The sequence below is a fragment of the Aerococcus sp. 1KP-2016 genome (genome assembly GCF_002252085.1).
Taxonomy (GTDB): Bacteria; Bacillota; Bacilli; order Lactobacillales; family Aerococcaceae; genus Aerococcus.
The window spans coordinates 1-25,675 of record NZ_NEEY01000028.1 but is presented as its reverse complement, the minus strand read 5'-3'; the positions used below and the strand labels follow the sequence as shown (position 1 = coordinate 25,675).

General features: G+C 37.6%; 22 protein-coding genes. 13 read left to right on the top strand and 9 right to left on the bottom strand.

Annotated elements, in window-relative coordinates:
* Window positions 1-13: 13 nt before the first annotated feature.
* From B9P78_RS06300 to B9P78_RS06270, 7 genes are all read left to right on the top strand, one after another.
* Window positions 14-1,048: an ATP-binding cassette domain-containing protein gene (locus B9P78_RS06300; RefSeq protein ID WP_094518649.1), complete on the top strand. Its 1,035-nt coding sequence runs from the start codon at window positions 14-16 to the stop codon at window positions 1,046-1,048.
* 1 nt (window position 1,049) lies between these two features.
* Complete coding sequence (opp4B, locus tag B9P78_RS06295; RefSeq protein ID WP_094518648.1) at window positions 1,050-2,012, top strand: oligopeptide ABC transporter permease; 963 nt, start codon at window positions 1,050-1,052, stop codon at window positions 2,010-2,012.
* A 26-nt stretch (window positions 2,013-2,038) separates the two neighbouring features.
* Window positions 2,039-2,956 carry an ABC transporter permease gene (locus B9P78_RS06290; RefSeq protein ID WP_094518646.1) on the top strand — a complete coding sequence of 306 codons (918 nt, stop codon included), beginning with the start codon at window positions 2,039-2,041 and terminating at the stop codon, window positions 2,954-2,956.
* A 57-nt stretch (window positions 2,957-3,013) separates the two neighbouring features.
* Complete coding sequence (gene opp4A, locus B9P78_RS06285; RefSeq protein ID WP_094518645.1) at window positions 3,014-4,831, top strand: oligopeptide ABC transporter substrate-binding protein; 1,818 nt, start codon at window positions 3,014-3,016, stop codon at window positions 4,829-4,831.
* A gap of 871 nt (window positions 4,832-5,702) precedes the next feature.
* Window positions 5,703-6,725 carry a branched-chain amino acid aminotransferase gene (locus B9P78_RS06280; RefSeq protein WP_148138586.1) on the top strand — a complete coding sequence of 341 codons (1,023 nt, stop codon included), beginning with the start codon at window positions 5,703-5,705 and terminating at the stop codon, window positions 6,723-6,725.
* A gap of 131 nt (window positions 6,726-6,856) precedes the next feature.
* Complete coding sequence (locus tag B9P78_RS06275) at window positions 6,857-7,924, top strand: iron-containing alcohol dehydrogenase family protein (protein ID WP_094518643.1); 1,068 nt, start codon at window positions 6,857-6,859, stop codon at window positions 7,922-7,924.
* Window positions 7,925-8,071: 147 nt separating this feature from the next.
* Window positions 8,072-8,452 (top strand): VOC family protein, encoded by a 381-nt coding sequence (locus B9P78_RS06270; RefSeq protein ID WP_094518641.1) that lies wholly within the window; start codon window positions 8,072-8,074, stop codon window positions 8,450-8,452.
* Window positions 8,453-8,512: 60 nt separating this feature from the next.
* Here the strand turns inward: B9P78_RS06270 and rpsR are convergent, their stop codons facing one another.
* From rpsR to rpsF, 3 genes are read right to left on the bottom strand one after another with little or no spacing between them, the layout of a single operon-like run.
* Window positions 8,513-8,752 (bottom strand): 30S ribosomal protein S18, encoded by a 240-nt coding sequence (rpsR, locus tag B9P78_RS06265; protein WP_094518639.1) that lies wholly within the window; start codon window positions 8,750-8,752, stop codon window positions 8,513-8,515.
* Between the two features lie 26 nt (window positions 8,753-8,778).
* Window positions 8,779-9,327: a single-stranded DNA-binding protein gene (ssb, locus tag B9P78_RS06260; protein ID WP_094518637.1), complete on the bottom strand. Its 549-nt coding sequence runs from the start codon at window positions 9,325-9,327 to the stop codon at window positions 8,779-8,781.
* Between the two features lie 36 nt (window positions 9,328-9,363).
* On the bottom strand, window positions 9,364-9,666 hold the full coding sequence (gene rpsF, locus B9P78_RS06255; RefSeq protein ID WP_070467755.1) for a 30S ribosomal protein S6: 303 nt from the start codon (window positions 9,664-9,666) through the stop codon (window positions 9,364-9,366).
* Between the two features lie 317 nt (window positions 9,667-9,983).
* Between rpsF and B9P78_RS06250 the strand changes: the two genes are divergently transcribed.
* On the top strand, window positions 9,984-11,639 hold the full coding sequence (locus tag B9P78_RS06250) for a peptide ABC transporter substrate-binding protein (RefSeq protein ID WP_094518635.1): 1,656 nt from the start codon (window positions 9,984-9,986) through the stop codon (window positions 11,637-11,639).
* Window positions 11,623-12,891: a peptidase T gene (gene pepT, locus B9P78_RS06245; protein ID WP_199445746.1), complete on the top strand. Its 1,269-nt coding sequence runs from the start codon at window positions 11,623-11,625 to the stop codon at window positions 12,889-12,891. Before B9P78_RS06250 ends, pepT begins: the two co-directional genes overlap by 17 nt.
* Before the next feature lie 73 nt (window positions 12,892-12,964).
* Here pepT and gyrA read toward each other — a convergent pair whose 3' ends face one another.
* The 6 genes from gyrA to dnaA form a co-directional block, all read right to left on the bottom strand.
* The gene (gene gyrA / locus B9P78_RS06240; protein ID WP_094518632.1) at window positions 12,965-15,592 is read right to left on the bottom strand and encodes a DNA gyrase subunit A; all 2,628 of its coding nucleotides are present in this window, start codon (window positions 15,590-15,592) and stop codon (window positions 12,965-12,967) included.
* A 17-nt stretch (window positions 15,593-15,609) separates the two neighbouring features.
* Window positions 15,610-17,589, bottom strand: a complete 1,980-nt coding sequence (gene gyrB, locus B9P78_RS06235; RefSeq protein WP_199445745.1) for a DNA topoisomerase (ATP-hydrolyzing) subunit B — start codon at window positions 17,587-17,589, stop codon at window positions 15,610-15,612.
* A gap of 84 nt (window positions 17,590-17,673) precedes the next feature.
* On the bottom strand, window positions 17,674-18,786 hold the full coding sequence (gene recF, locus B9P78_RS06230; protein ID WP_094518631.1) for a DNA replication/repair protein RecF: 1,113 nt from the start codon (window positions 18,784-18,786) through the stop codon (window positions 17,674-17,676).
* Window positions 18,773-19,021, bottom strand: a complete 249-nt coding sequence (yaaA, locus tag B9P78_RS06225; RefSeq protein ID WP_199445743.1) for a S4 domain-containing protein YaaA — start codon at window positions 19,019-19,021, stop codon at window positions 18,773-18,775. Before yaaA ends, recF begins: the two co-directional genes overlap by 14 nt.
* Window positions 19,022-19,376: 355 nt before the next feature.
* Window positions 19,377-20,528, bottom strand: a complete 1,152-nt coding sequence (gene dnaN / locus B9P78_RS06220; protein ID WP_094518629.1) for a DNA polymerase III subunit beta — start codon at window positions 20,526-20,528, stop codon at window positions 19,377-19,379.
* Window positions 20,529-20,759: 231 nt separating this feature from the next.
* Window positions 20,760-22,091 (bottom strand): chromosomal replication initiator protein DnaA, encoded by a 1,332-nt coding sequence (gene dnaA / locus B9P78_RS06215; protein WP_094518628.1) that lies wholly within the window; start codon window positions 22,089-22,091, stop codon window positions 20,760-20,762.
* A gap of 733 nt (window positions 22,092-22,824) precedes the next feature.
* Between dnaA and rpmH the strand changes: the two genes are divergently transcribed.
* From rpmH to jag, 4 genes are read left to right on the top strand one after another with little or no spacing between them, the layout of a single operon-like run.
* Complete coding sequence (gene rpmH / locus B9P78_RS06210) at window positions 22,825-22,959, top strand: 50S ribosomal protein L34 (protein ID WP_094518627.1); 135 nt, start codon at window positions 22,825-22,827, stop codon at window positions 22,957-22,959.
* Window positions 22,960-23,005: 46 nt separating this feature from the next.
* On the top strand, window positions 23,006-23,365 hold the full coding sequence (gene rnpA, locus B9P78_RS06205) for a ribonuclease P protein component (RefSeq protein WP_094518626.1): 360 nt from the start codon (window positions 23,006-23,008) through the stop codon (window positions 23,363-23,365).
* Between the two features lie 50 nt (window positions 23,366-23,415).
* Window positions 23,416-24,243, top strand: a complete 828-nt coding sequence (yidC, locus tag B9P78_RS06200) for a membrane protein insertase YidC (protein WP_094518650.1) — start codon at window positions 23,416-23,418, stop codon at window positions 24,241-24,243.
* Between the two features lie 15 nt (window positions 24,244-24,258).
* On the top strand, window positions 24,259-25,218 hold the full coding sequence (jag, locus tag B9P78_RS06195; protein ID WP_094518625.1) for an RNA-binding cell elongation regulator Jag/EloR: 960 nt from the start codon (window positions 24,259-24,261) through the stop codon (window positions 25,216-25,218).
* Window positions 25,219-25,675 lie beyond the last annotated feature (457 nt).

Below are 25,675 nucleotides of genomic sequence, written 5' to 3'. Positions count from 1 at the left end.
CTTTTTACTCAAAATGCCCACTCCCTTCTGTATAACGCAAATAAAGTATACCGAAAAATTGCATAAAAATAACCCGAAAACTAACAACACTCTTTTTTTGAGTGTTCAGTTTTCGGGTAGAGATTCATATCCAATCCGTGGTGGTTTTTTTAACACTATTCAGGACAATGTTTATGCCGTAGATGGTATTAATCTTGAGATTGAGAGTGGTAAGACGTATGGACTTGTTGGCGAATCGGGCTCTGGTAAGTCAACCATTGGCCGTGCCATTATTGGGTTAGAGAAAATTACTTCTGGCCAAGTCATTTACGAAGGTACAGATGTGACAAATAAAGCTCGGAAAAAACATGGCAAATACGGTGATTATAACCGAAATGTGCAGATGATTTTCCAAGATTCTACTATGTCATTGAATCCAAAGAAACGGATTTTAGATGTCATTGCAGAGCCACTGAGAAATTATTACAACTATTCCGATAAAGAAATCAAACATCGTGTGATTGAGTTACTGGAAATTGTTGGCTTGAATGAAGATACCATATACAAATATCCTCATGAGTTCTCTGGTGGTCAACGTCAACGTTTAGGGGTTGCCAGGGCAGTTGCTAGTAATCCAAAACTAATCATTGCGGACGAACCAACATCGGCCTTAGACTTATCCGTTCAGGCTCAGGTTCTAAATTTTATGAAGCGCATACAAAGTGAATATAACTTAAGTTACTTATTCATTTCTCATGATTTAGGGGTTGTAGAACATATGGCTGATGAGATTGCAATTATGCATAAGGGGCGTTTTGTAGAACGTGGTAGTAAGAAAGAAATCTTTAAAAATCCACAACATATTTATACAAAACGACTTTTAGCAGCTATTCCTGAAATGGATCCTAGTAAACGTGATGAAATTAAAGCGCGACGACAAGCAATTGACGCTAAATATCAGAAGACTTCCAATGAATTTTACGATGAAAATAATCGTGTATATGATTTAGTTGATTTTGCAGAAAACCACGAAGTCGCTTTAAATCCAAATACGAAAGGGGGCAATTAAAATGTGGAAAACCATTTTAAGACGGGTCATCCTGATGCTCCCACAGATTTTGATTTTAAGTGTCTTGGTATTCATCGTTGCTCGTTTTATGCCTGGAGATCCTTTTACCGGTTTAATTACACCAGAAATGGATCCTTCTACTATAGAAGCTCTAAGGGAACGTGCGGGGTTGAATGACCCTATCATTGTTCAATATTTTAATTGGCTGAAAAATGCACTGCAGGGGGACTTTGGTATGTCATATACCTACAAGGTTCCGGTTGCTACGTTAATTGGTGACCGTGCAATTAATACAGTCTTCTTATCACTCTTATCCTTGATATTTACGTATATCATCGCCTTACCACTAGGTATCTTGGCTGGACGTTATGCGAATTCAGCTTTTGATAAAGGGGTTGTACTATATAATTTCATTTCATATGCAATTCCTACCTTCGTACTTGCTTTACTAATGGTTTGGTTCTTTGGTTATGAATTACAATGGTTCCCAACTAATGGTTCTGTAAGTACTGGCGTAACAGAGGGTACATTATCATATTACTGGAACCGTATCTATCATATGATTTTACCTGCGATTACCTATGCACTACTAGGAACAACAGGGATTATTCAATATCTTCGTAGTGAAGTCATTGATGCAAAACAACAAGATTATGTAAAGACTGCACGCTCAAAAGGTGTGCCAGAAAATATGGTTTATAACCGTCATATTTTCAGAAATTCTATTCTACCAGTCGCTTCAACATTTGGTTATGAAATTACTGGTTTAATTGGTGGTTCGGTCTTCATTGAACAAATCTTTGCCTATCCTGGAATGGGCCAACTATTTATTCAATCCATTTATAGCCGTGACTATTCAGTCATTACTGCCTTAGTATTATTGTTTGGTATTACAACTATAGTAGGTACGCTACTTTCTGACATTATTATGACTATCGTAGATCCTCGTATAAGGATTCAATAGGCAGATGAAGGAGGGAGTGAATATAAATGGAAAATTTCAAAAAGACAACCGATCAAGAAGCTGTTGCAAATGAAGTGACCAGTACCCCGCCTTTAGGCATCCGGGTCATCTGGCGTGAGTTTTTAAAAGATAAAATGGCTTTATTCAGTCTAATCTTATTGATACTCATTGTTGCTGGTGTTTTTATTGGGGCAATGGTCATCGATCAAGATGAAGTATTACGTATTTCCTTATTAGATTCTTATATGCCACCCGGTGAAGATTTCATTCTAGGAACCGATTCCGGTGGACGCTCAATTTTTGGGCAACTGATTATTGGGGCTAGAAACTCTATTGTGATTGGTTTTGCCATCACAGCCATTACTAGTATCGTCGGTATTACAGTTGGTTTAATTGCTGGTTACTACGGCGGTATCGTGGATGACATTTTGATGCGTATTATCGATTTCATCATGTTATTACCAACTACCATGTTAATTATCGTCTTCATTACCTTAGTTTCTGACTATAATGTTTGGACTTTTATCTTGGTAATGAGTGCTTTCTATTGGGTAGGTCAAGCACGGTTAATCCGAAGCAAGGCCTTATCTGAAAGTAGACGAGATTATATTAGTGCCTCCAAAACAATGGGGACACCCGCTATCAAAATCTTATTTCAGGAGATACTTCCTAATTTAAGTTCCTTAATTATCGTGAATTTAACTTTAAACTTCGCCGCAAACATTGGTATTGAAACGGGCCTATCCTATTTAGGATTTGGTTTACCAACCTCAACACCAAGTTTGGGAACACTCGTAAGCTACGCGCAGTCACCAGATATTCTGGAAAATAAAACTTGGGTATGGCTGCCTGCATCACTACTTATTTTGGTATTGATGCTTTGCATTAACTATGTAGGTCAAGCTTTAAAACGATCTGCAGATGCAAGACAACGATTAGGGTAATTATTTTTTTGTGAAAAAATTACAATTTTGACATTAGGGGTTAAGGAGGAAAATATTATGAAGAAATGGTATAAACTTTTGGGATTAACGGCCGCAGCTGCACTAGCTTTAGTTGCTTGTGGTACAACAAGTGATGAAACTGCAGATTCTTCGTCATCCGCTTCAGATGCATCGTCTACTGAAGGTGAAACAGTTGCACCTGAACTTTCAACAACCGTTGACAATGATGGAGATGCAATTGATGGTGGTACATTAAAAGTTGGTTTGGTAACAGATACACCATTCCAAGGTATTTTCTCTTGGGAATTCTATGAAGATGCTTATGATGCTAAAATTATGCAATTTGCCTTTGATTCATTATTTGGTACTGATGAAAACTTCCAAATTGATGATTCAGGTAAAGCTACTTTAGCATTAGACCAAGAAGCGAAAAAAGCGACAATTACTTTAAAAGAAGGCTTGAAATGGTCTGATGGTGAAGATTTAACAGCAGAAGATGTTGTCTACCCATATGAAGTTATCGGTTCTCCTGACTATACTGGGGTTCGTTATGATTCTACATTTATGAATATCGTAGGTATGGAAGAGTATCACAACGGTGAAGCGGATACTATTTCAGGTATTACCGTAGTAGATGACTATACAATTGAAATTGAGTATCTAGAAGTAGGTCCATCAATGCTTCAAGATGGTGGTGGGGTTTGGTCATACGCAATGCCTAAACACTACTTAGGTGACGTTGCAATTGCTGATTTAGTTTCTTCTGAAAAAATTCGTTCGACACCAGTTGGTGATGGTCCGTTCCGTATTACAAAAGTTACACCTGGTGAATCTGTTGAATTTGAAGCCAATGAATACTACTGGCAAGGAACGCCTAAGTTAGATAACGTTGTCTTAGAAGTAGTTCCTTCAAGTTCAATTGTTGCCGCACTTGAAAATGCAACATATGATATTGCATTATCTATGCCAACAGACCAATACGAATCTTATGCAGAACTTCCTGGCTACGCTCTGTTAGGTCGTGACGAATTATCTTACACTTATATCGGATTTAAATTAGGTAAATGGGATGCCGACGCTGGGGAAGTTGTACCAGATGAAAATGCCAAAATGGCTGACAAATCATTACGTCAAGCAATGGGTTATGCCCTTGACAATGATGCTGTAGCGAAACGATTCTACAATGGTTTACGTTCAAATGCAAATACGGTAATTCCACCAGTATTTGGTACATTTGGCGCTACAACTGAAGAAGTTCCTGGATATACTTATGACCCAGACAAAGCCAACCAATTATTAGATGATGCTGGCTACGCTGATACTGATGGCGATGGTTTACGTGAAGATCCAGACGGAGAAAAATTAACCATCAACTTCGCCTCTATGGAAGGTGGGGAAACTGCTGAGCCTATCGCTCAATACTACCTACAATCTTGGAATGAAATTGGTTTAGACGTTCAATTAACTGATGGTCGTTTACTTGAATTCAACAGCTTCTATGACCGTGTTGGTGCTGATGATGAAGCAATCGATGTTTATCAAGCAGCTTGGGGTACTGGATCTGACCCTGCACCAAATGGACTATATGGCCGTAATGCAGAATTTAACTATCCGCGCTGGGCAACTGAAGAAAATGACCAATTCATGGCTGACTTCACTAGTGCTGAAGCCTTTGACGCTGAATTCCAAAAAAATACATTTATCGAATGGCAAAAATACTTCTCTGAAGAAGCTCCAGTTATTCCAACATTGTTCCGTACAGAAGTTATGCCAGTTAACAACCGTGTGAAACACTATGACTTTGGTTATGATGCACCGGCTGACTTCGGATGGCACACAGTTGAGTTAACAGCAGACGCACCCGTAGCAGAATAAAAACAGGATGAGAGCAATAGCGATCAGCCCTCAACTGGTGGAAGATGAATGAAGGTGATGACGCTAGTCATCGACTAGTTCATCTGAAGCAGGAAGAGGGTTGCTATTGCGAACTCAACTTTAGGATGTGAGCGCGGGCGTTTAGACAGGTAGCACTGGAGGAGATATGCAGTAGCGAGTGAAACTCGCTGCAAATATCTCTGAAGTGGAGACCTGTCTGCCCAAGCGAACTCAACTTTAGGATGAGAGAAAAAGTGCTATGGCCCTAACCACTGGAAGAATAGTGCCATGGCACATGCAATGTGACACAAACTATTCTGAAGTGGGCAAGGGACAGCTTTTTCGAACTCAACTTAACAGGATGTGAGGACCGACGCTCAGAAAGCCACCGGTGGAAGACTATAGCAGTGACGCACGCAGTGTGGCGCAATATAGTCTGAAGCGCAGGGCTTTCTGGAGGTCCGAACTCAACTTCACAGGATGAGAGCAATAGCGATTATCCGATAGAAAAGCCTTGATCCATCAAAATGGATCAAGGCTTTTTTGTTGTTTTATTAAAATAATTTTAATTATACAATGAAATTTATTAACTTTTTTTCATTTTGGTCTTGCAATCTATTTTTAATTGCGTTATATTAAATTTACATTAGAAAACGAAAGAGGTAGCCTCATGAAAACATTAGCACGAGTGATTATTGTCATTAATAACAAGGACTTTACGAATTAGTGGTTACACTAATAATTAATCGTAAGTCCTATTCGTGTTGAACAACTGAATGGGACTTAGGCCTCCCATTCAGTTACTTGATTGGGAGGCCTTTTTCTTTACCTAATAAAAAAATTTTAAAGGAGCTGCTTTTATGACTGACAAATTAAACTGGATGAATTAAACTTTTCTTACACAGAGGTACCTTACCGTTGGCGGGCATATTGGAAAGATGGCGAATGGTATAAGGCTGGGTTAGAAACTGATCCACAATTACCTATTCGAGAAGCTGCTCCTATTGTTAACTACGGCCAAGGTGTTTTTGAAGGAAATAAAGCTTACGGCACAAAAGACGGTAAAGTTGTTTTATTCCGTCCAGAGGAATTCGGTGAACGTTTAAATCGAGGCGCACGTCGAATGGCAATGCCAGAAGTACCAGTTGAAGAGTTTGTCCGTGCATGTAAAGAGGTTGTTAAAGCCAACCGTGATTATGTTCCACCATATGGACATAATGGTGCTGCAATGTTTATCCGACCAATGTTATTAGGTATCGGTGACCACATCCAAGTATCTGCTGCTGAAGAATACTTATTTACTATCTATGTTTCGCCAGTAGGTCCTTTGTATAAAGGTGGTTTAGTACCTCACAACTACATCATCGATCATGATCATGACCGTGTTGCTGCAGATGGTACTGGTAACATCAAAGCAACTGCTAACTATGCATCAACTTTATCTACAGCTAAACAAATCAGAGAAGCTGGTTACGATGATGTTTTATACCTAGACCCTGCAACACATACAAAAGTTGATGAATTCTCATCTGCAAACTTCTTTGCAATTGAAAAAGATACCAATAAATTTGTAACACCTAAATCAGATACTGTATTACCTTCAATCACTAAAAAATCATTATTATGGTTGGCTGAAAATCGCTTAGGTTTAGAAGTTGAAGAAGGCGACATCAAAGTTGACGAATTCGACAAATATGCTGAAGCTGGTGCCATGGGTAATGCGGCAATCATCTCTCCAGCAGCTTCTGTTACATACAAAGATAATCGTCATGTATTCTATTCTGAAACTGAAGTTGGACCTGTTTCTCAAGCATTATACAAAGAATTAACTGCTATCCAATTCGGTGAAGTTGAAGCACCTGAGGGATGGATCGTAGACGTAGACGAAGATTAATTTTTATTAGAAAAGCCCTAGAGATTGGTGACTTCGACCATCACCAATCTCGGTGTAGGGTATGACAACCGTTAAGATAATTGACCAAATACAAACTAGCATTTTTATGACGAAGAAAGAAGGAACGAAATATGTCTCTATCTGTAAACCTACCTAGCTTAACAATCGGTACTGATGCTTTCGATGCAATTGAAGAGTATTGCAGTCAGTTTGGTACGACTGTTGCGATTCTAGGGGGCGAAAAGGCCTTAGCAGCTAGTAAAGAAAAGTTATCTGCTGCCCTAGAAAAAACATCACTAGAAGTGCTTACTGTGCAAGTATATGGTAAGGAAGCTTCCTACACAAATGTGGAGAGAATGAAGGCTATCAAGGAAGTTCAAGATGCTGATATGATTTTTGCAGTTGGTGGTGGGCGTGCGATTGATACAATTAAGGTAGTTGCGCGTGATTTAGACAAACCTTTGTTTACCATTCCTACTTTGGCATCTGTTTCAGCACCTACTTCTGCAGTATGTGTTATGTACCATGATAATCACGAAATGGCCGGTTTAGCTTTTAGAAAGGCGCCTGCTGATCATACCTTCATCGATACGCAAATTATCGCTGAAGCACCATATGAGTACTTATGGGCTGGTATTGGTGACTGTATGTCTAAGGAAGTGGAAACGAGTTTCTCTTCTCGTGGTAGAGATTTAAGTTTTGAAAACCGTTTAGGTGTAAATGTGGTAAAAGGTACCAACGATAAATTGATGGAAGCTGGTGCTAAAGCATTAGAAGCTGTAAAAAACAAAGAAGCAAATGCAGCCTTAGAAGAAGTTATTCTGGAAATCATTGGTGCATCAGCCTATGCATCCGTATTGGTAGATAACGACATCAATTCTAACATGGCGCATGCTTACTACTATGGTTACACTGTTTTACCTCAAGCCCATGAACACTTACATGGTGAAGTTGTATCTTATGGTATTTTATTATTATTAACGATGGACGAACAATTCGAATATCGTGATCGTATGAAAGCATTTATGGAATCAATCAAATTGCCAACTAAATTAGCAGATCAAGGTGTCACAACACAAGAAGAGATTGATAAATTAGTAGATAAAGCAATGACAATGGATGACCTAACTTTCTCACCATATGAAATCACACGTGAAAAATTCGAACAAGCAATCAAAGATGTTGAAGCTCTAGCATAGAATGATTTCTTCCTCCAAAATAGAAATAATACATATGCAAATTCAAATGTTCTAGAGACCAGGCGACCTTGCCTGGTCTTTTCTTTTGCTGTTTATGAAAACGTATTCTGTTATGATAAAACGAAATGAGATAAAAGGGGTGTTACTTTGAAAATAGAACATGTTGCTTTATGGGTGAACGATTTAGAAAGCATGCGTGCATTTTATGAAACATATTTTGCAGCAACAGCAGGGGACCTGTATAAAAATCCAAAAACGAGATTTGCTTCATACTTTTTAACTTTTGATGAGGGTAGTCGATTAGAATTAACCAACAAAAAGCATTTAAGCCCCCGTATAGCCGATGCGCTAGGTTATGGTCATATAGCCCTTGCAGTAGGAGACAAAGCGGCTGTAGATGCAAAAACAAGCCAATTAGTAGCCGCTGGTTATCCACTATTATCTGGTCCTCGAACAACTGGTGATGGCTATTATGAATCCGTGGTTCAAGATCCTGAAGGGAATTTGATTGAAATTACGACGGATTAAATTCCTTTTAAACACAAAAAAACCATTCCATCAAAAGATGAAATGGTTTTTTTACTGGAATTAGTCAGCTGCTGTAAATGGAATTAAAGCCATAATACGAGCGCGTTTGATTCCTGCTGTTAAAGTACGTTGGTGTTTTGCACATGTACCTGTTACACGACGAGGTAAAATTTTACCTTTTTCAGAAATATAACGTTTCAATAAGTCTGTGTCTTTGTAGTCTACATGATCGATATGGTTAGCGCAGAAGAAACATACTTTCTTGCGTCTGCGGCCACCACCACGGCGTTGTGCTGCCATATTGTTAACCTCCTTTTCTTATACCATTAAAATGGTAAGTCATCATCGGTAACATTGATAGAACCACTGCCATCATTTGATGAAGGGAATGGATTATCGTTACCAGTTGTAAATGAAGAGGAGTCTTGATTAAAGCTGTTTCCACCAAATGGATCAGCATCTTGATTGTTATAGCTGTTATTATTGGCATTATTGTTATTGTATCCACCAAAGCCGCTATTATCATTTGTAGAGGCTGGGCGAGATTCAGTAACAGATTTTGATTCTAATAAGCTAAAGTTATCAACCAAAACTTCTGTAACGTATACGCGTTGACCTTGGTTGTTCTCGTAATTACGAGTTTGAATGCTACCTTCAACACCAACAAGGGAACCTTTACGAGTAAAGCGAGCAAAGTTTTCTGCAGCTTTACGCCAAATGACACAGTTAATAAAATCTGTTTCACGTTCACCTTGGGCATTTTTAAAGTTTCTCTCAACAGCAATGCTGAAAGAACCTACGGCTACACCACTTTGCGTAAAACGCACATCGACATCACGAGTTAAACGGCCGACCAGTACAACATTATTAATCATGAAGTAACTCCTCTCTCACGCATTATGTATTGTTAATTAGTCTTCGATTTTTGTAATCATATGACGTAAAATATTGTCATTGATTTTGGCAAGACGGTCGAATTCATTGATTCCTTCCGCATCGTCAGCTTCAATATCAACTAGATGGTAGATACCTTCTTTATAATCGTTGATTTCGTACGCAAGACGACGTTTTGCCCAGTCTTTAGATTCGTTAATTGTTACACCGTTTGAAGTTAAGATTTGATCGAATTGTTCAACCAAAGCTTTCTTAGACGCTTCTTCCATATCAGGACGAATAATGTATAATACTTCATATTTTGTTGTGTTTTCACTCATCAGACTTTTGCACCTCCTTTTGGTCTATTGGCTCTCAATACCTTTGAGAACAAGGAGAGTATATTAATACTCACAATAATATATGTTATCAAACATTCAATCAAAAAGCAAGGTAAATATATCATTCTGGTAATGATATATATGCTCATAGATAGCTCATCAGTTAAGGATAAATAAGATTAAAATGCATTTTAAATATTTTAAAACGAAATATAGTATGTACTTGACATAATAACCTCAAAATAATAGTATTATAATTATATTCTAATTTTATTTTAATGTTGCAATTTGAATTTCAAACAAAATGGAGGAATTAAATGAAAAAGGTTTGGTTTTTATTGGGAACAGCTGTATTTGCACTTTCTGCATGTACGTCTACTAGTTCTAAAACTAGTACCAGTGAAGTAGTACAAACAAGTGGTGGCATTACTTTATCTGATGATCAAGAAATTACACTCTCCACAAATAATGAATTAGCTACTGCAGATTCAACTTTGATGCAAGATATTCAAACAACAACTGCAGGTAATCAATATTTTGAAGGTTTATTCAGATTAGATGAAAATAATATCGCACAACCTGCTGGTGCTAGTAATTATCAAGTTTCTGATGATGGTTTAACTTACACTTTTAATTTGCGAGAAGATGCTATATGGTCAAACGGCGATCCTGTTACTGCTAATGACTATGTATATGCTTGGCAAAAAATGGTTGATCCTGCATCTGCAGCCCCATATGCCTACATGTTTTCATCTATAGTGAATGCTGAAGAAATCATTAATAGAAATCTTGAAGTGGAAGAATTAGGCATTGAAGCAGTTTCAGATACACAGTTTACAGTTAGTCTAACCGTACCTATTTCTTATTTCCCTGAAATGCTTACAAATCCATATTTTTTCCCTCAAAATCAATCTTTTGTAGAAGAACAAGGAGATGCATACGGAACTACGAGTGAAAATACTGTCTACAATGGACCGTTTGAATTAGCAAATTGGCAGGGTGGTAATCAAGAATGGGATTATATTCCGAATGATGATTACTGGGATGCTGAAAATGTTTACTTAGACAAAATTCATATGCAAGTAGTTAAAGAAACTGCCACAGCTGTTAATTTATTTGAAAGTGGACAATTAGATAATGCTCTATTAACGGGTGAATATGCTAAACAATTCCAAACAGATGAGCGATATGTTATTGAAGATGTAGCAAATACAACATCTTTAGAATTTAATTTTGATAATGAGTTCTTAGCAAATAAAAATATTCGAACTGCAATTTCGGCCGTAATTGATCGTGATGTTGTTACAGAAAACTTATTAGGCAATGGTTCAAGATCAGCAACAGGCTTTGTTCCAGATAATTTTGTGAAAGATCCTACTACAGAAAAAGACTACACTGAAGACCAACCAGATTATCAAGTTTATGATTTAGAATTAGCACAATCTTCCTTAGCTACTGCTAAAGAAGAGCTAAATATGGATTCATTTGATTTTACAATCCTTGTAGATGATACAGAGACAAATAGACAAATTGCAGAATACGTTCAAGGTGCCATAATGGAAAATCTTGATGGCGTGAATATCGAAATTCAAGCTGTTCCTAAAAATAACAGAATAGCTCAAGCTAAAGAAGGTGATTTCGACATCATGCTTTCAGGCTGGAACGCTATTATTCCTGATCCAGTTAATATGCTTGATAAAGGTGATTCAACAACTACTTTTAACTATGGTAACTACGCTAATGAAGATTTTGATAATCTTTTAGCATTAGCGGAAGGGGAAAATGCCAATAATCTAGAAGAAAGATTTACGAATTTACATGATGCAGAAACAATTTTCATGGAAGAAGTTGGTGTTGCGCCAATTTTCCACAGTTCTGAAGCATTCTTATGGAATCCACAACTTGAAGGTATCGTTAGAAATTCTGTTGGCTCACGTTATAGTTTCAAAAATGCTTATGTGGCAGCCGAATAGTATATTTGGAAAGGAAGATTATTTGAAATATCCACATTTACTAGAAAATTTTATTGCTTATGCAAAAGAAAATACTCGGTCAAATCATAAGAGCACCAGTATTCCTACAACTGAATCTCAAGTAATTTTTGCTCATAATTTAGCAATACAATTAAAAAAAATTGGACTAGCTGATGTTAAATATAATGAAAATAACGGTTTTGTAACAGGAACTGTGCCTAACAATATTTCTGCAAAAGTGCCTACAATTGGCTTTATTGCTCATTATGATACCGCCGATTATAATGCTGAAAATATTAAACCCCAAATTCATACCAATTACGATGGTAAAGATATCATTCTAAATGCTAAAAAGAACATCGTGATGAGTGTTTCAGAATTCCCAAATCTAAAAGATTATGTAGGTGAAACATTAATCACTACTGATGGGACAACCTTGTTAGGTTCTGATGATAAAAGTGGAATCGCGGAAATCGTAGCTGCTGTTGAATATTTAATTAATCATCCTAAATTTAGTCATGGAACAATAAGAGTTGCTTTCGGACCAGATGAGGAAATTGGCACAGGCGCTGATAATTTTGATGTTCATGATTTTAATGCCGATTTTGCATATACATTAGACAGTGGGCGAGTTGGGCATATGGAATGGGAGACATTTAACGCAGCTCAAGTCGAATTAACTTTCCATGGTTCCATCGTTCACCCTGGTACAGCCTATCATCAAATGGTTAATGCCCTTTCATTAGCTGCTGAATTTCACGCATTATTACCAGTAGATCAACGACCGGAAAATACACGTGGTTATGAAGGTTTTTACATGTTAACTCAGTTTTCTGGCAATATTGATGAGGCTATTTCAACTTATATCATAAGAGATCATAGCAAAGAAATATTTGAAGAAAGAAAAAATTTTTTTATAGAAAAAATAAATCAATTAAATGGATTGTTCAAAGAAGAACGTATATCAATTAATATGTATGACCAGTATTATAATATGGGTGATATCATTAAAAAAGATATGACTCCAGTAAATTTGGCTGAAGAAGCAATGCTTTCACTTGATATCGAACCTATAATTACACCATTTAGAGGTGGAACAGATGGTTCAAAAATTACATATTTAGGTCTACCAACACCTAATCTATTCGTTGGGGGAGAAAACTTCCATGGCCAATACGAATTTGTAACTTTAGAGGCCATGGAGAAAGCCACAGACACCATACTAAAAATCATTGAATTGAATACAAAATAAGGTAAAAAAAGGACTTGCAATTGTAATTTGCAAGTCCTTTTCAATTAAATATTTACTATTCATTGTTTATCAATTAGATTTCATCCGAATCTGCGTCATCATCGTCGTCAACCTCTGTAGCATCATCTGCTAAGACATCATCTGCAAAAGCTTGCATCCGGTCTTGCATTGCTTCAGAAGGGGCGGCATTTGTTTCAGTAGTTTCGTTGTTTTCACCAGTAATGTCAGCATTCGCATCTGTTGTGTCATCTTGCTCTTCTAAGGCTTCAACCTTAGTGATCGTAGAGACAATAGCATCATCCGCTAGACGGATTAAACGAACACCTTGTGTGGCACGTCCTGTTTGTGAGATGTTGGCAACATGGAAGCGAATCGCTACACCTTGGTTAGTCATCAACATAATATCTTCTGGACCAGATACAGTAGTTAAACCGACAAGGGCACCGTTCTTATCTGTGACGTTGATGGTTTTTACACCTTTACCACCACGGTTTTTAATGCCGTATTCGCTAGCAGGGGTTTGTTTACCATAACCATTCTCAGTTACAACAAGTACATTGTCATCTGGGGCAAGTACGGACATACCAATCACGCGGTCATCACCTGATAGACGGATACCGCGAACACCTGTTGCGGTACGACCCATGCTACGTACATTTGTTTCAGCGAAGCTGACAGCATAACCATTGCGAGAAGCGATGATAATGTTGTCATTACCACTTGTTAGGATAACCTCAACTAATTCATCATCCTCGGCTAATTTTAATGCAATCAAGCCATTGTTACGAATATTGAAGTATTCGCTGGCATTGGTACGTTTTACGGTACCATTTTTAGTCACGAATAAGAGATGTTCATTTACATCTTGTTCACCATCGTTGATAGGGGTCACATTAATAATCGCTTGGACGGTTTCATCTTGTTGTAGGTTCAATAAGTTTACAACCGGGATACCTTTGGCTGTACGACCAAATTCAGGGATTTCATAACCCTTAGATTGGAATACACGACCTGTGTTGGTAAAGAATAAGACGATATCATGCGTAGATGTAGATAGCATGGTTTCGATGAAATCATCATCGTTCATTGTCATCCCTTTTACACCTGTACCACCACGGTTTTGGGCTCTAAATTCATCGTCACCCATACGTTTGATGTAACCATTTTTCGTTAATGTCACGATAACATTGGTTTCTTCAATCAGATCTTCGTCTTCAATATTGTTGATTTCGCCGACCATTAACTCAGTACGACGGTCATCTCCAAATTTACCTTCAATCTCAACCAATTCATCGTAGATAATTTGATAACGTAATGCTTCTGACGCTAAGACTTGATTTAAGTAATCAATTTGCGCCATTAATTCGTTATATTCTTTATCAATCTTTTCACGTTCCAAACCTGTTAAACGTACCAAACGCATATCTAGGATGGCTTGGGATTGTTTATCAGATAATTTATATTCTTCAATGAAACGTGACTTCGCTTCATCACCCGAACGTGAAGTACGTAAGATGTTTACAATTGCATCGATATGATCTAAAGCAATTTGTAAACCTTCTAGAATATGGGCTCTAGCTTCCGCTTTTTTCTTGTCAAAAATCGAACGGCGACGGATAACTTCTTCTTGGTGAAGTAGGTAGTTTTCTAAAATTTCTTTCAAACTCAAGGTACGCGGTACACCATTTACGATGGCTACCATATTAATACCAAAGTTTGTTTGTAATTGTGTGTATTTGTATAGATTGTTGACGATAACAGATGCGCTGGCATCTTTACGACATTCAATCACGACACGCATACCTTCACGACCAGATTCGTCACGTACAGCCGTAATACCGTCGATACGTTTGTCTCTGGCTAATTCAGCAATACGTTCAACCAATTTGGCTTTATTGACCATATACGGAATTTCATGAACAATAATACGTTCTTTCCCATTAGACATCGTTTCAATGTCTAATTTGGCACGGACGATGATTGTTCCTTTTCCAGTTTCATAAGCCTTACGAATACCTGATTTTCCAATGACGATACCGCCAGTAGGGAAATCGGGTCCAGGTAGTGCTTCCATTAGGTCTGCAGTTGTTGCATCGGCATTTTGCATTAAAATTTTAATGGCGCCGATAACCTCACTAAGATTATGTGTTGGAATATTTGTTGTCATACCAACGGCGATACCAGTTGTACCATTCACTAACAAGTTAGGAAAACGTGCAGGTAAGACCTCTGGTTCACGTTCTTCACCATCATAGTTGGGAATAAAGTTAACGGTATCTTTATTCATATCACGCACCATTTCATGGGCGATTTTACTCATACGCGCTTCGGTATAACGCATGGCAGCGGCTTGGTCACCATCGACTGAACCAAAGTTACCATGTCCATCTACAAGCATATAACGGTATGAGAAGTCTTGAGCCATACGAACCATTGATTCATAGATGGCAGAGTCACCGTGGGGATGGTATTTACCCATAACGTCCCCTACAATACGTGCTGATTTCTTAAAAGGTTTATCAGAGGTTACACCTAGTTCATTCATGCCGTACAAAATACGACGGTGAACTGGTTTTAACCCATCACGTACATCTGGTAGGGCACGTGCCACAATAACAGACATGGCATAGTCAAGGAATGAGGTACGCATTTCCTTGGATATCTCACGTTGTGGGAATTGTTTTTTTATTTCTTCACTCATGTAACTTTTCCCTCTTTCTATAAATCAATGTTGGCGTAAGTGGCATTTTCTTCAATGAACTCACGTCTAGGTTCTACATGATCACCCATCAACATATTAATAATTAAATCGGCTTCGACTGCGTCATCAACCGTTACTTGAAGCAAGGTACGGTTTTCTGGGTCCATTGTTGTTTCCCATAATTGTTCCGCATCCATTTCACCAAGCCCTTTATAACGTTGAATAGCTGGTTTTGGCGTTGTTGGAATAGTTTTTAGGTATTCTTCTAAATCTTTATCAGAGTCTAAATATTGAATTTTCTTACCTTGACGGACTTGGTATAAAGGCGGTACCGCGATATACACATAACCTGCATCCAAAATTGGACGCATGTAACGATAAATTAGTGTCAATAAAAGGGCACGGATATGTGCACCATCGACATCGGCATCGGTCATGATGACTAATTTGTGGTAACGCGCTTTGGTAATATCAAAATCATTTTGCCAACCAGTACCCATAGCCGTAAATAAAGAACGAATTTCTTCGTTGGCTAAAATACGGTCCATTGAAGCTTTTTCAACGTTCAAGATTTTACCACGGATAGGTAAGATGGCTTGGAAATGACGTGAACGACCTTGTTTTGCAGAACCGCCGGCTGAATTCCCCTCTACGATGAACAATTCAGATTCTTCAGGGTTCTTACTTGAACAATCGGCTAATTTCCCTGGTAAGTTGGAAATTTCTAAACCTGATTTTTTACGTGTCATTTCACGGGCACGTTTGGCAGCCAAGCGTGCTTTTGAAGCAATTGTCCCTTTTTCTACGATTTTACGCGCAGTTGCAGGATTTTCTAATAAGAATTTTTCAAAGTGGGCTGCGAACAAATTATCAGTGATTGTACGCACTTCAGAGTTACCCAATTTCATCTTAGTTTGACCTTCAAATTGTGGGTCAGGGTGGCGAACTGATACGATTAAGGTAATCCCTTCACGAACATCTTCACCTGTTAAGTTGTCTTCATTCTCTTTAATCAATTTTTGATTACGTGCATAGTTGTTAATGACACGTGTTAAGGCTGTTTTAGCACCTGATTCGTGGGTACCACCTTCAAAAGTATGAATATTATTCGCAAAACTCAAGATATTCGAATGGAAACCGTCAGTATATTGAAGAGATACTTCTACTTCAATACCGTCTTGTTCATCCTCTAAGTATATTGGCTCTTCAAATAAGACATCCTTGTCTTTATTCATATAACCAATATATTCTTTGATCCCACCTTCATAGTGATATGAAGCTGTGCGGTCATCCGCTGTACGTGCATCGTTAATAGAGATACGTAAACCCTTATTTAAAAAGGCTAACTCACGAATACGACGATTTAAAATTTCAAAGTCAAAAATAGTTGTTTCTTGGAAAATCTCAGCATCCGGTTTAAAGTGCACGACGGTACCATGTTTTTCGGTTTCGCCAATATCTTCAACGTCTTTGACAATCGCACCTTGATGGAATTCTTGGTGGTAAACGCGACCATTTTTATGGACGTATACGTGTAACCACTCAGAAAGGGCATTTACAACTGAGGCCCCAACCCCGTGTAAACCACCTGAAACTTTATAACCGCCACCACCAAATTTACCACCCGCATGTAGGACGGTAAAAACTGTTTCTAGGGCAGAACGGCCAGTGTTGGCTTGAATATCAACTGGAATCCCACGACCATCATCAATAACGGTAATAGAGTTATCTTCTTCGATGGTCACCTTAATATGACCTGCAAAACCTGCCAAGGCTTCATCAATTGAGTTATCTACGATTTCCCATACTAAATGGTGTAAACCACTTGCAGATGTTGACCCTATATACATACCTGGACGTTTACGTACGGCTTCTAAACCTTCTAACACTTGGATTTGACTGGCATCATAATTTTTGGCCAATTCTTGTTGTTTGGCTCTTTTTTCTTCTTCACTGACGGTAATCTCAGCTTCATTTTCAGCTTGATTTTGCATCATTTCGTTTTCTTCATTGTTTGCCATGTTTCCACTCCTATCACTTAACTTGGGTAGTCTGGTCTAATAAGGCTTTATCAGACATTATTAGGCTATTTGTCCCGCATCAATGTTAAATACCTTTGGTTCTTCAATTAATTCTCTTTGAATCCCTTCCAGACTTGTCGTCGTTAGAAAGGTTTGTACTTTGGATTGGATGGACTTTAAAAGGTGTGTTTGCCGTTCATTATCTAATTCACTTAAAACATCATCCAATAATAAAATGGGATATTCACCTAATAATTCGTGCATCAATTCAATTTCCGCTAGTTTCATACTCAGCACTGTCGTTCTTTGTTGCCCTTGTGAGCCAAATTTTTGAACATCACGACCATTTACTTTAAAGGTCAAATCATCTCTATGAGGGCCAACTAAGGTGACACCACGTCGTAGTTCATGTTCCTTTTGTTCTTGAAACTTTTCCATGAGCTGGTCATAAATCGCATCTTCAGTCATATCCATAGTCAAGTCAATTGGCGCGCGATAACGCAAGGTTAATTCCTCCAATTGATGTGAGATGGTCGCATGAATTGGTTTCGCCAAATGCTCGAGTTGATCAATAAAATGTAGGCGTTGATAAATCACGTGGGTAGCTGAAGTCGCTAATTGTTCGGTCAGGATATCTAAATAGACTTGATCCTTACTTTCATGATTCAATAATTGCTTTAAATATACATTTCGTTGTTTCAAGAGGTGATGATACTGTACAGATTCATATAAATATTTTGGACTCATCTGACCGAGCTCCATGTCAATAAATTTACGTCTAAGCTGAGGTGCACCCTTAATCAGTTCTAAATCTTCTGGGGCAAAAAGGACTACATTCAATTTGCCAATGTAGTCACTCATGCGACTTTGATCCAAATGATTTACCTTCGCACGCTTACCAGATTTACTGATGGTTAAAGTAAGTGGTAAATGAGGATTGGTCTTCGTTGCAACATTGCCTTCAATACGGGCAAATTCTTGTTGCCAACGAATCGCATCCTTCTCATTTGACGTTCGGTGACTACGCGCCAAAGATAGCATGTAAATAGCCTCTAAAAGAGATGTTTTTCCTTGGGCATTTTCACCAATAAAGACATTTACACCTGGTGAAAAAGAAACATCCAGGTCGTCATAGTTTCTAAAATCTTTCAGCTGAATATCAGTTAGCTGCATGACCATCACCATGTGTTTCATGGCTTTCGATGATAAAGTCACCTTCTTCAGGTACTGAAATCGTCATACCTGGATATAATTTACGGCCACGACGATTGTCGTATTCACCATCGATAATGACATCATTTTCTTGTAAATACCATTTAGCTTCGCCACCAGTACCAATTGCACCAACTATTTTCAACAATTGACTTAAGGTAATGTATTCTTTATCAATTTTAATTGCTTGAGCCATCGTTTCACCCCACATTCAAGTTTTCTTTGTTCTATTTTCATTCAAAAGCTGTCTATTCATAAAAATAAATCGTCGCTTCTAACTTTTTGGAGTCGTGCATTTCGGCTCAAGCAGATTCAACGATTTAGCTTTCATTTATACCCCTTAATTATACGCTAAATTAGCCTATTTAGCAAATAAATGCCCTATATTTCATTTTTTTGAAATTGTCTAGGGAATACCATGTTTATATCGTATACGCCTTAAAAGCCAAAAATCGGCTCATTTTTCGTATAGGATCATAAAAAAAGACCAAATCCGGTCATTCGGACTTGGTCTTCATCGTTTCGTAATTTCGTATCATTTTGGTGCAAAATTATGCTCTTGGTGTACGAATTGGTGTAATCAATTGAACAAAATTAAAATTATCTGTTTGATCACTTGGCAATAAAGTAAATGGATGTGATGGTGATTGGAATCCAATAGATACATTTTGTTGTCCAAATGATTTCAAGGCTTCACGTAGGTAATCAGGGTTGAATGAGATTTCAAGTGAGTCACCTTCAGCTTTGACAACCTTAATAGATTCTTCAACATTACCTACTTCGGCAGATTGGCTTGATAATACAATATCGTCAGCTGTAATTGTTAAACGAACGACATTATTCTTTCCTTCGTGACTCAAAATTAAGGCACGTTCAACAGCATTTACTAATTCGCTCGCAGCTACTTCAATGGTTGTTGAATGTTCTGTTGGTAATAAGCGATCTGTATTTGGATAGTTACCTTCAAGTAAACGTGAATATAGGTAGATATTACGTGCTTTGAATAGCACTTGATTATCAGTTACCATCATTTCGATATCTTCATTGTTATCTACGATACGGATTAATTCTTGTAATGAACGACCAGGAATGTTGATATCTAATACTTGATCACCAGCATTTTCAGGCATGGTTAATGGCATGATACGTTGACTCAAACGGTGAGAGTCGGTTGCAACTGCTTTTAGCTCATCATTACCAATTTCAAAGTGGATCCCTGTGAAGATTGGACGAATTTCTTGATTAGATACGGAAATAATTGTTTGGTTGACAACTTGTTTGAAAGTATCTGTTGGTAATATGTACGTTTGTTTTGCATCAATTTCAGGTAGGCGTGGGTATTCATTACCATTAACACCTTTTAATTTAAATGATGCACGATCTGATGTGATTTCTGTTTGGAAGTTATCAATGACTTCTACATTCATGATATCAGAAGGTAATTTTTTAACAATTTCTCCTAAAAATCTAGATGGTATAACAATATCACCAGTATTTTCAATTTTTAGTTTGTTGTCATCATCTTTTGCATCAATAAATGCTTCGATTGAAATTGTTGCATCAGAACCTGTTAGGTAAATACCTTCTTCTTTTGCAGAAATTTTAACACCTGTCAAAACAGGAATAGTAGTTCTTGGACTAACTGCTCTTTGAACGTCTGTTAAATTTTGAATGAATACAGATCGATTAATTGAAAATTTCATGTGTGCGCTCCTTATATAAAAATGAATTATAAATAAAAAAATAGTAGTAGTAATAGGCCTTGTTAATCCTGTTGATAACTCAACAAATACTAGACGGATATTACTTTTCCACATGTGTATATCTTGTGGAAAAACAGAGAGGTTATGAACAATTATCCACAACCTCTGTTTCTAGTCTCTATTTTAGCATAAGTCATCCAATTAACGACTTCAAGTGACGTATCTCTACGATTATTTTTCTAATAGTCTACGAATGCTGTCAACATCACGTTCTACTTCACTTTTTTCTTCGATGTCTTTTTTAATTTTTTCATAGGCATGTAGCACGGTTGTATGGTCTTTGCCACCGAACTCTTGGCCAATTTTTGGTAACGAGGCGTCTGTTAGTTCGCGGCTTAGATACATGGCAATTTGGCGTGGTACAACAATTTGACGTACACGCTTTTTACCTTTTAGATCGGATACTTGTAGGTTAAAGTATTGTGCTACTGTATCTAGAATATTTGGAATACTTGGCGAATTGCTCTTCACATTACGTTTGTAATTGCGAAGGGCTTTTGCTGCTGTATTGGGTGTTAAGTCTTCCTGATTCATTACAGCAAAGGCTTGTACACTGGTTAGGGCACCTTCTAATTCACGTACATTTGAGTCAATTTGACCTGCTATATAAGATAGCGTGTCATCAGGAATTTGAAGGCCATTTACGTTGGCTTTGTTACGTAAAATAGCAATCCGGGTTTCCAAATCTGGTGGTGTAATATCAGTTGAAAGGCCTTGTTTAAAGCGAGATACCAGACGATCTTCCAATTCTGGAATTTGGCTCGCATCACGGTCACTGGTTAACACGATATGTTTATTGTTGTTATATAGTTCATTAAATGTATGGAAGAATTCTTCCTGAGTTGATTGTTTATTGCCAATAAATTGGATGTCATCTACTAATAACATATCCACTGAGCGATATTCTTTATGGAAGGCATCTGTCGTGTTCTTTCGAATCGCATTAATGAAGTCATTAGTAAATGTTTCACTAGAGACATATTTAATTTTGGCATTCGGATTGGTCCGTAATACTTCATGTCCAATTGCTTGCATCAAGTGTGTTTTACCTAAGCCTACACCACCAAAGAAGAATAGGGGATTGTAGTCACGTCCGGGTCCTTCAGCAACGGCTAATGCAGCGGCATGAGCCATTTTGTTGCCTTCACCAACGACAAAATTATCAAAGGTATATTTAGGATTTAAAAGGTAAGAGCCATTGTTTTCATTATTATCTGAAGCATTTACTTGAATGTGATTTGCAGACGGTGTAGCTTCTGTCTTCAAACTCACGATTAAATTCACGTCATGATTTAAGTATTCAAATAATACTTGTCTAATTTGGATAGAATAATGTTTTTCAATATGATCCTTATGCAGCGCGGAAATAGCTTGCAAATATAAGGTGTCATTCTCAAAAGCAACGGGTTCTAAGTCTTTAATCCAGGTGTCGAAACTTGTTTTAGGCAACTCTTCTTTGAAGTATTTGGTGACATGATCCCAAATTTGGTTCAATTCACTCATATAATTCATAGCTCCTTATTCTGCATAAATTTCTATATATATAGATATAAATAAAAAATCGACGAATGGATTAGATTCGTAAAGCTAATACATAATATCATGAAAAAATAAGGTTTTCCACAGAAAATTAAGGATGTGAATAAATTTTATCCCAACTTTTTGAAAACTTTATCCACAGGATGTGAATAAAACTGTGAAAATAATTAATAAAAAATCTTCTGTGCATAATTTACTAGATTTAAAGCTTGATATATAAGACTTCTTATCTAGTTGTCCACAGGTGGGGATAAGTTTTGCAAAACTGGGGATATGTTAATAAGTGCCGGCAAAAGTCTGTGGATGGAAATATAGAAATTTACTTTGTGAACAGGCCTGTACAAAGTTCGTACACATTTGTGAATAAATTTTAACACGTTGTGATTCACATGGCTTGTGAAATTTTAAAAATGAGTTTGTGAAAATAAAATCTAAAATTATACTCATGTATCGAGAATGTTTTGATTGTTGACTTACTTTCATGTAAAATAAGAGGGGAAGTGAAGAGATGGTCTTCAAAAAAACCAATGTTTGTACAAAAAGTCTTGTGATGACCCAATAATTATGCTAAAATAGTGATTACGAGTGCGAATTTCGCATCTGAAATTGAATTTCGACTTTTTATTGTATATAATATTACAGTCGTTTTGTATTGACTAAAAAACGAAAGATATAACCCTAACAGGAGGTGCAACTAATGAAAAGAACATACCAACCAAAAAAACGTCATCGTCAAAAAGTTCATGGCTTCCGTAAACGTATGAGTACTAAAAACGGCCGTCGTGTTTTAGCAGCTCGTCGTCGTAAAGGAAGAAAAGTTGTTTCTGCATAAGATCACATAATCATGTGGTCTTTTTTTATTAAGGAGGCGAACTTACGTGCGTAAATCATTTAGAGTAAAATCTGAAAAAGATTTTGGCAACGTATTTCATAGTGGTCAAAGTACCGCTAATCGTCAATTTGTGGTCTATAAGTTGAAGAAAGAGCAAGCCCATTTTCGAATTGGCATTTCTGTTGGTAAGAAAATTGGAAACGCTGTTATGCGTAATGCAGTGAAACGAAAAATTCGTCAAAGTGTTACGGAACTTAAGCCACAAATTGAATCTAACTACGATTTTATCGTTATTGCCCGTAAGCCTGCTGCAGAAATGACAACAGCTGAAGTGAAAAATAGTTTGATTCATGTGCTTTCTTTGGCAAAAATTTACCGACCAAACGAAGATGATGCGAAATCTTAGGCATAACCACATGAATAGTAGAATTCGTGGAGGATTTGTAAAAATTGAATATTCGAAGTAAAAAAATGTGGAAGATGTTAGCTATCGTAATGGGTGCTGTCATCTTTTTGGCAGCTTGTGGTACTACACCGATTGATGCCAACTCAACAGGTATTTGGGATCGTTACATTGTTTATAATTTCTCACGTATTATCATTTGGTTGTCTGAACTATTTGGTAACTACGGTATCGGTATTATTGTTTTTACCTTGATTATTCGGGTTCTTTTAATCCCTTTAACCAAATATCAAACACAAAGCACTGAAAAAATGCAAATGATGCAACCCGAATTAAAAGAGTTGCAAGAAAAATATGCATCAAAAGACCCTGAAACACAACAAAAATTACAAGAAGAGACAGCTAAGCTAAATGAGAAGTATGACTACTCAATGTGGGCTGGTTGTTTACCATTGTTAATTCAATTACCAATCTTAATGGCTTTATATCAAGCCATCTCAAGAACTGAAATTTTGAATGAAGGTCACTTCCTATGGTTACAATTAGGAAATCCAGATCCATATTTCATCATACCGGTTATTGCTGCTATCCTAACTTGGTATAATACACGTTTGACTACTATTAATACGGCTGGCAATAATGCGTCTATGGCAATGATGCAATGGACTATGCCAATCATGATTTTAATCATGGGTGTGGGTCTACCATCCGCTATCTCACTTTACTGGGTAGCTTCAACAGGTTTCACGATTGTACAAACGCTTATCATGAGCAACCCATACAAAAAACGTGAAGCACGTGAAGAACAATTGCGTAAAGAAAGAGAATTGGAACGTCGTTTAGAAAAAGCCAAACGTAATCCGAGTGGTAAGAAGAAATAGCAGGAGGTTTTTGTATTGAAAACTGAGAAATTTGAAGCAACTTCAGTAGATGCTGCAGTTGCAAAAGGTTTGCAATTACTTCATTTAACGCGTGAGGATGTTACAGTTCAAGTCATTCAAGAACCTAAGAAAGGGTTCTTAGGCATTGGCGCTAAAGATGCGATTGTAGCATTACAATATAACGAAGCTGACGTCACAGTTGAGAGTGAAGAATTGTTAGATTTTTCTACTTTCCGCCATACAACGTCAATTGAAGATGAAGTAAATGAAGAAATCGTACAAAAAGAAGCAATTGTTCTTGAAGAAACAGTTGTAGCTGAACCAGAAGTAGAGGCAAGTGAAGTTTTACATGCACCTGCAACAGAAGAAACAACCTCTGTCGAAAATGTTGAAGCACCCCTTGAGGCAATGGAAACACCTGTTGAAACTAGTGAAGTAATAGAATCTGATAACGATGAAGATTCATTTAAAACAGACGTAGCACATACGGCTAATGATAGTGAAGAAGATTTGGTTGATGCGGATTACCGTGATGTCGAATTTGTCGCAAGTTATATCATTGATGTCTTAAAGGCATACTTGGTTGATGCTACGATAAATGTTGAAGATCGTGGCCGTGAAATTATCTATAACATTCAGACTGAGAAGAAGGGTCTGGTTATCGGTAAACATGGTAAAATCATTAATTCATTGGAAACTCTGGCGCAAGTGATGACACACCAACATGTACGTCCACATGTTCGCGTTACCGTGAACGTTGGCAATTATCGTGAGCGTCGTCATGAAATTTTGACCAGATTAGCCCGTAAAACAGCTGATCAAGTGGCGAAGACAAAACGTCCAGTCGTTTTAGAACCACTACCAGCTACTGAACGTAAGATTATTCATGCACAATTAGCTAAATATTCTTATGTCTCAACACATTCAGAGGGTAATGAACCACATCGATATTTAGTTGTTTCATACAACGATTAAGTTTTAGAAAAGGCAAGGACCAGGCGTCCTTGCCTTTTTTGTTGTGCGCCCAGCATGGGCGATAACTTGGTGGTGAAAGTCCACTACAGGCTTGGCAGTAGGAACCGTTAGCTGAAGGCAAGGGTGTCCACCGTGAGGTGGAATCTGAAGGAAGCTGAAAGCAAATACTCGCACTGCCGAACAGAAATCTCATATGGAGGCTGGATTGGGACGGACGAGCTTGCAACACAAAGCAAAGTCCAATACTGCACGAATCCCATTTAGTATGAGGCTGGGACAAAAGATTAAAATCATAGATTTTTCGTCCTTACAGTGTACGTTCCTTATGAACCGTGGGACCATTGAAAGCCAAGGTCTTTCAATTTGAAATCGAGCCAAGGTCTCGATTTCATCCTATTTCACGGCTAAGGAACTACACTTTCAGTCCTTTAACCTGTTTCCGTGATATATTTCAATC

Coding starts and splice junctions, on each gene's coding strand:
- B9P78_RS06300 (WP_094518649.1), top strand. CDS start 14: ATGCCCACTCCCTTCTGTATAACGCAAATAAAGTATACCGAAAAATTG.
- opp4B (WP_094518648.1), top strand. CDS start 1,050: ATGTGGAAAACCATTTTAAGACGGGTCATCCTGATGCTCCCACAGATT.
- B9P78_RS06290 (WP_094518646.1), top strand. CDS start 2,039: ATGGAAAATTTCAAAAAGACAACCGATCAAGAAGCTGTTGCAAATGAA.
- opp4A (WP_094518645.1), top strand. CDS start 3,014: ATGAAGAAATGGTATAAACTTTTGGGATTAACGGCCGCAGCTGCACTA.
- B9P78_RS06275 (WP_094518643.1), top strand. CDS start 6,857: ATGTCTCTATCTGTAAACCTACCTAGCTTAACAATCGGTACTGATGCT.
- rpsR (WP_094518639.1), bottom strand. CDS start 8,752: ATGGCAGCACAACGCCGTGGTGGTGGCCGCAGACGCAAGAAAGTATGT.
- ssb (WP_094518637.1), bottom strand. CDS start 9,327: ATGATTAATAATGTTGTACTGGTCGGCCGTTTAACTCGTGATGTCGAT.
- rpsF (WP_070467755.1), bottom strand. CDS start 9,666: ATGAGTGAAAACACAACAAAATATGAAGTATTATACATTATTCGTCCT.
- B9P78_RS06250 (WP_094518635.1), top strand. CDS start 9,984: ATGAAAAAGGTTTGGTTTTTATTGGGAACAGCTGTATTTGCACTTTCT.
- pepT (WP_199445746.1), top strand. CDS start 11,623: ATGTGGCAGCCGAATAGTATATTTGGAAAGGAAGATTATTTGAAATAT.
- gyrA (WP_094518632.1), bottom strand. CDS start 15,592: ATGAGTGAAGAAATAAAAAAACAATTCCCACAACGTGAGATATCCAAG.
- gyrB (WP_199445745.1), bottom strand. CDS start 17,589: ATGATGCAAAATCAAGCTGAAAATGAAGCTGAGATTACCGTCAGTGAA.
- recF (WP_094518631.1), bottom strand. CDS start 18,786: ATGCAGCTAACTGATATTCAGCTGAAAGATTTTAGAAACTATGACGAC.
- yaaA (WP_199445743.1), bottom strand. CDS start 19,021: ATGGCTCAAGCAATTAAAATTGATAAAGAATACATTACCTTAAGTCAA.
- dnaN (WP_094518629.1), bottom strand. CDS start 20,528: ATGAAATTTTCAATTAATCGATCTGTATTCATTCAAAATTTAACAGAC.
- dnaA (WP_094518628.1), bottom strand. CDS start 22,091: ATGAGTGAATTGAACCAAATTTGGGATCATGTCACCAAATACTTCAAA.
- rpmH (WP_094518627.1), top strand. CDS start 22,825: ATGAAAAGAACATACCAACCAAAAAAACGTCATCGTCAAAAAGTTCAT.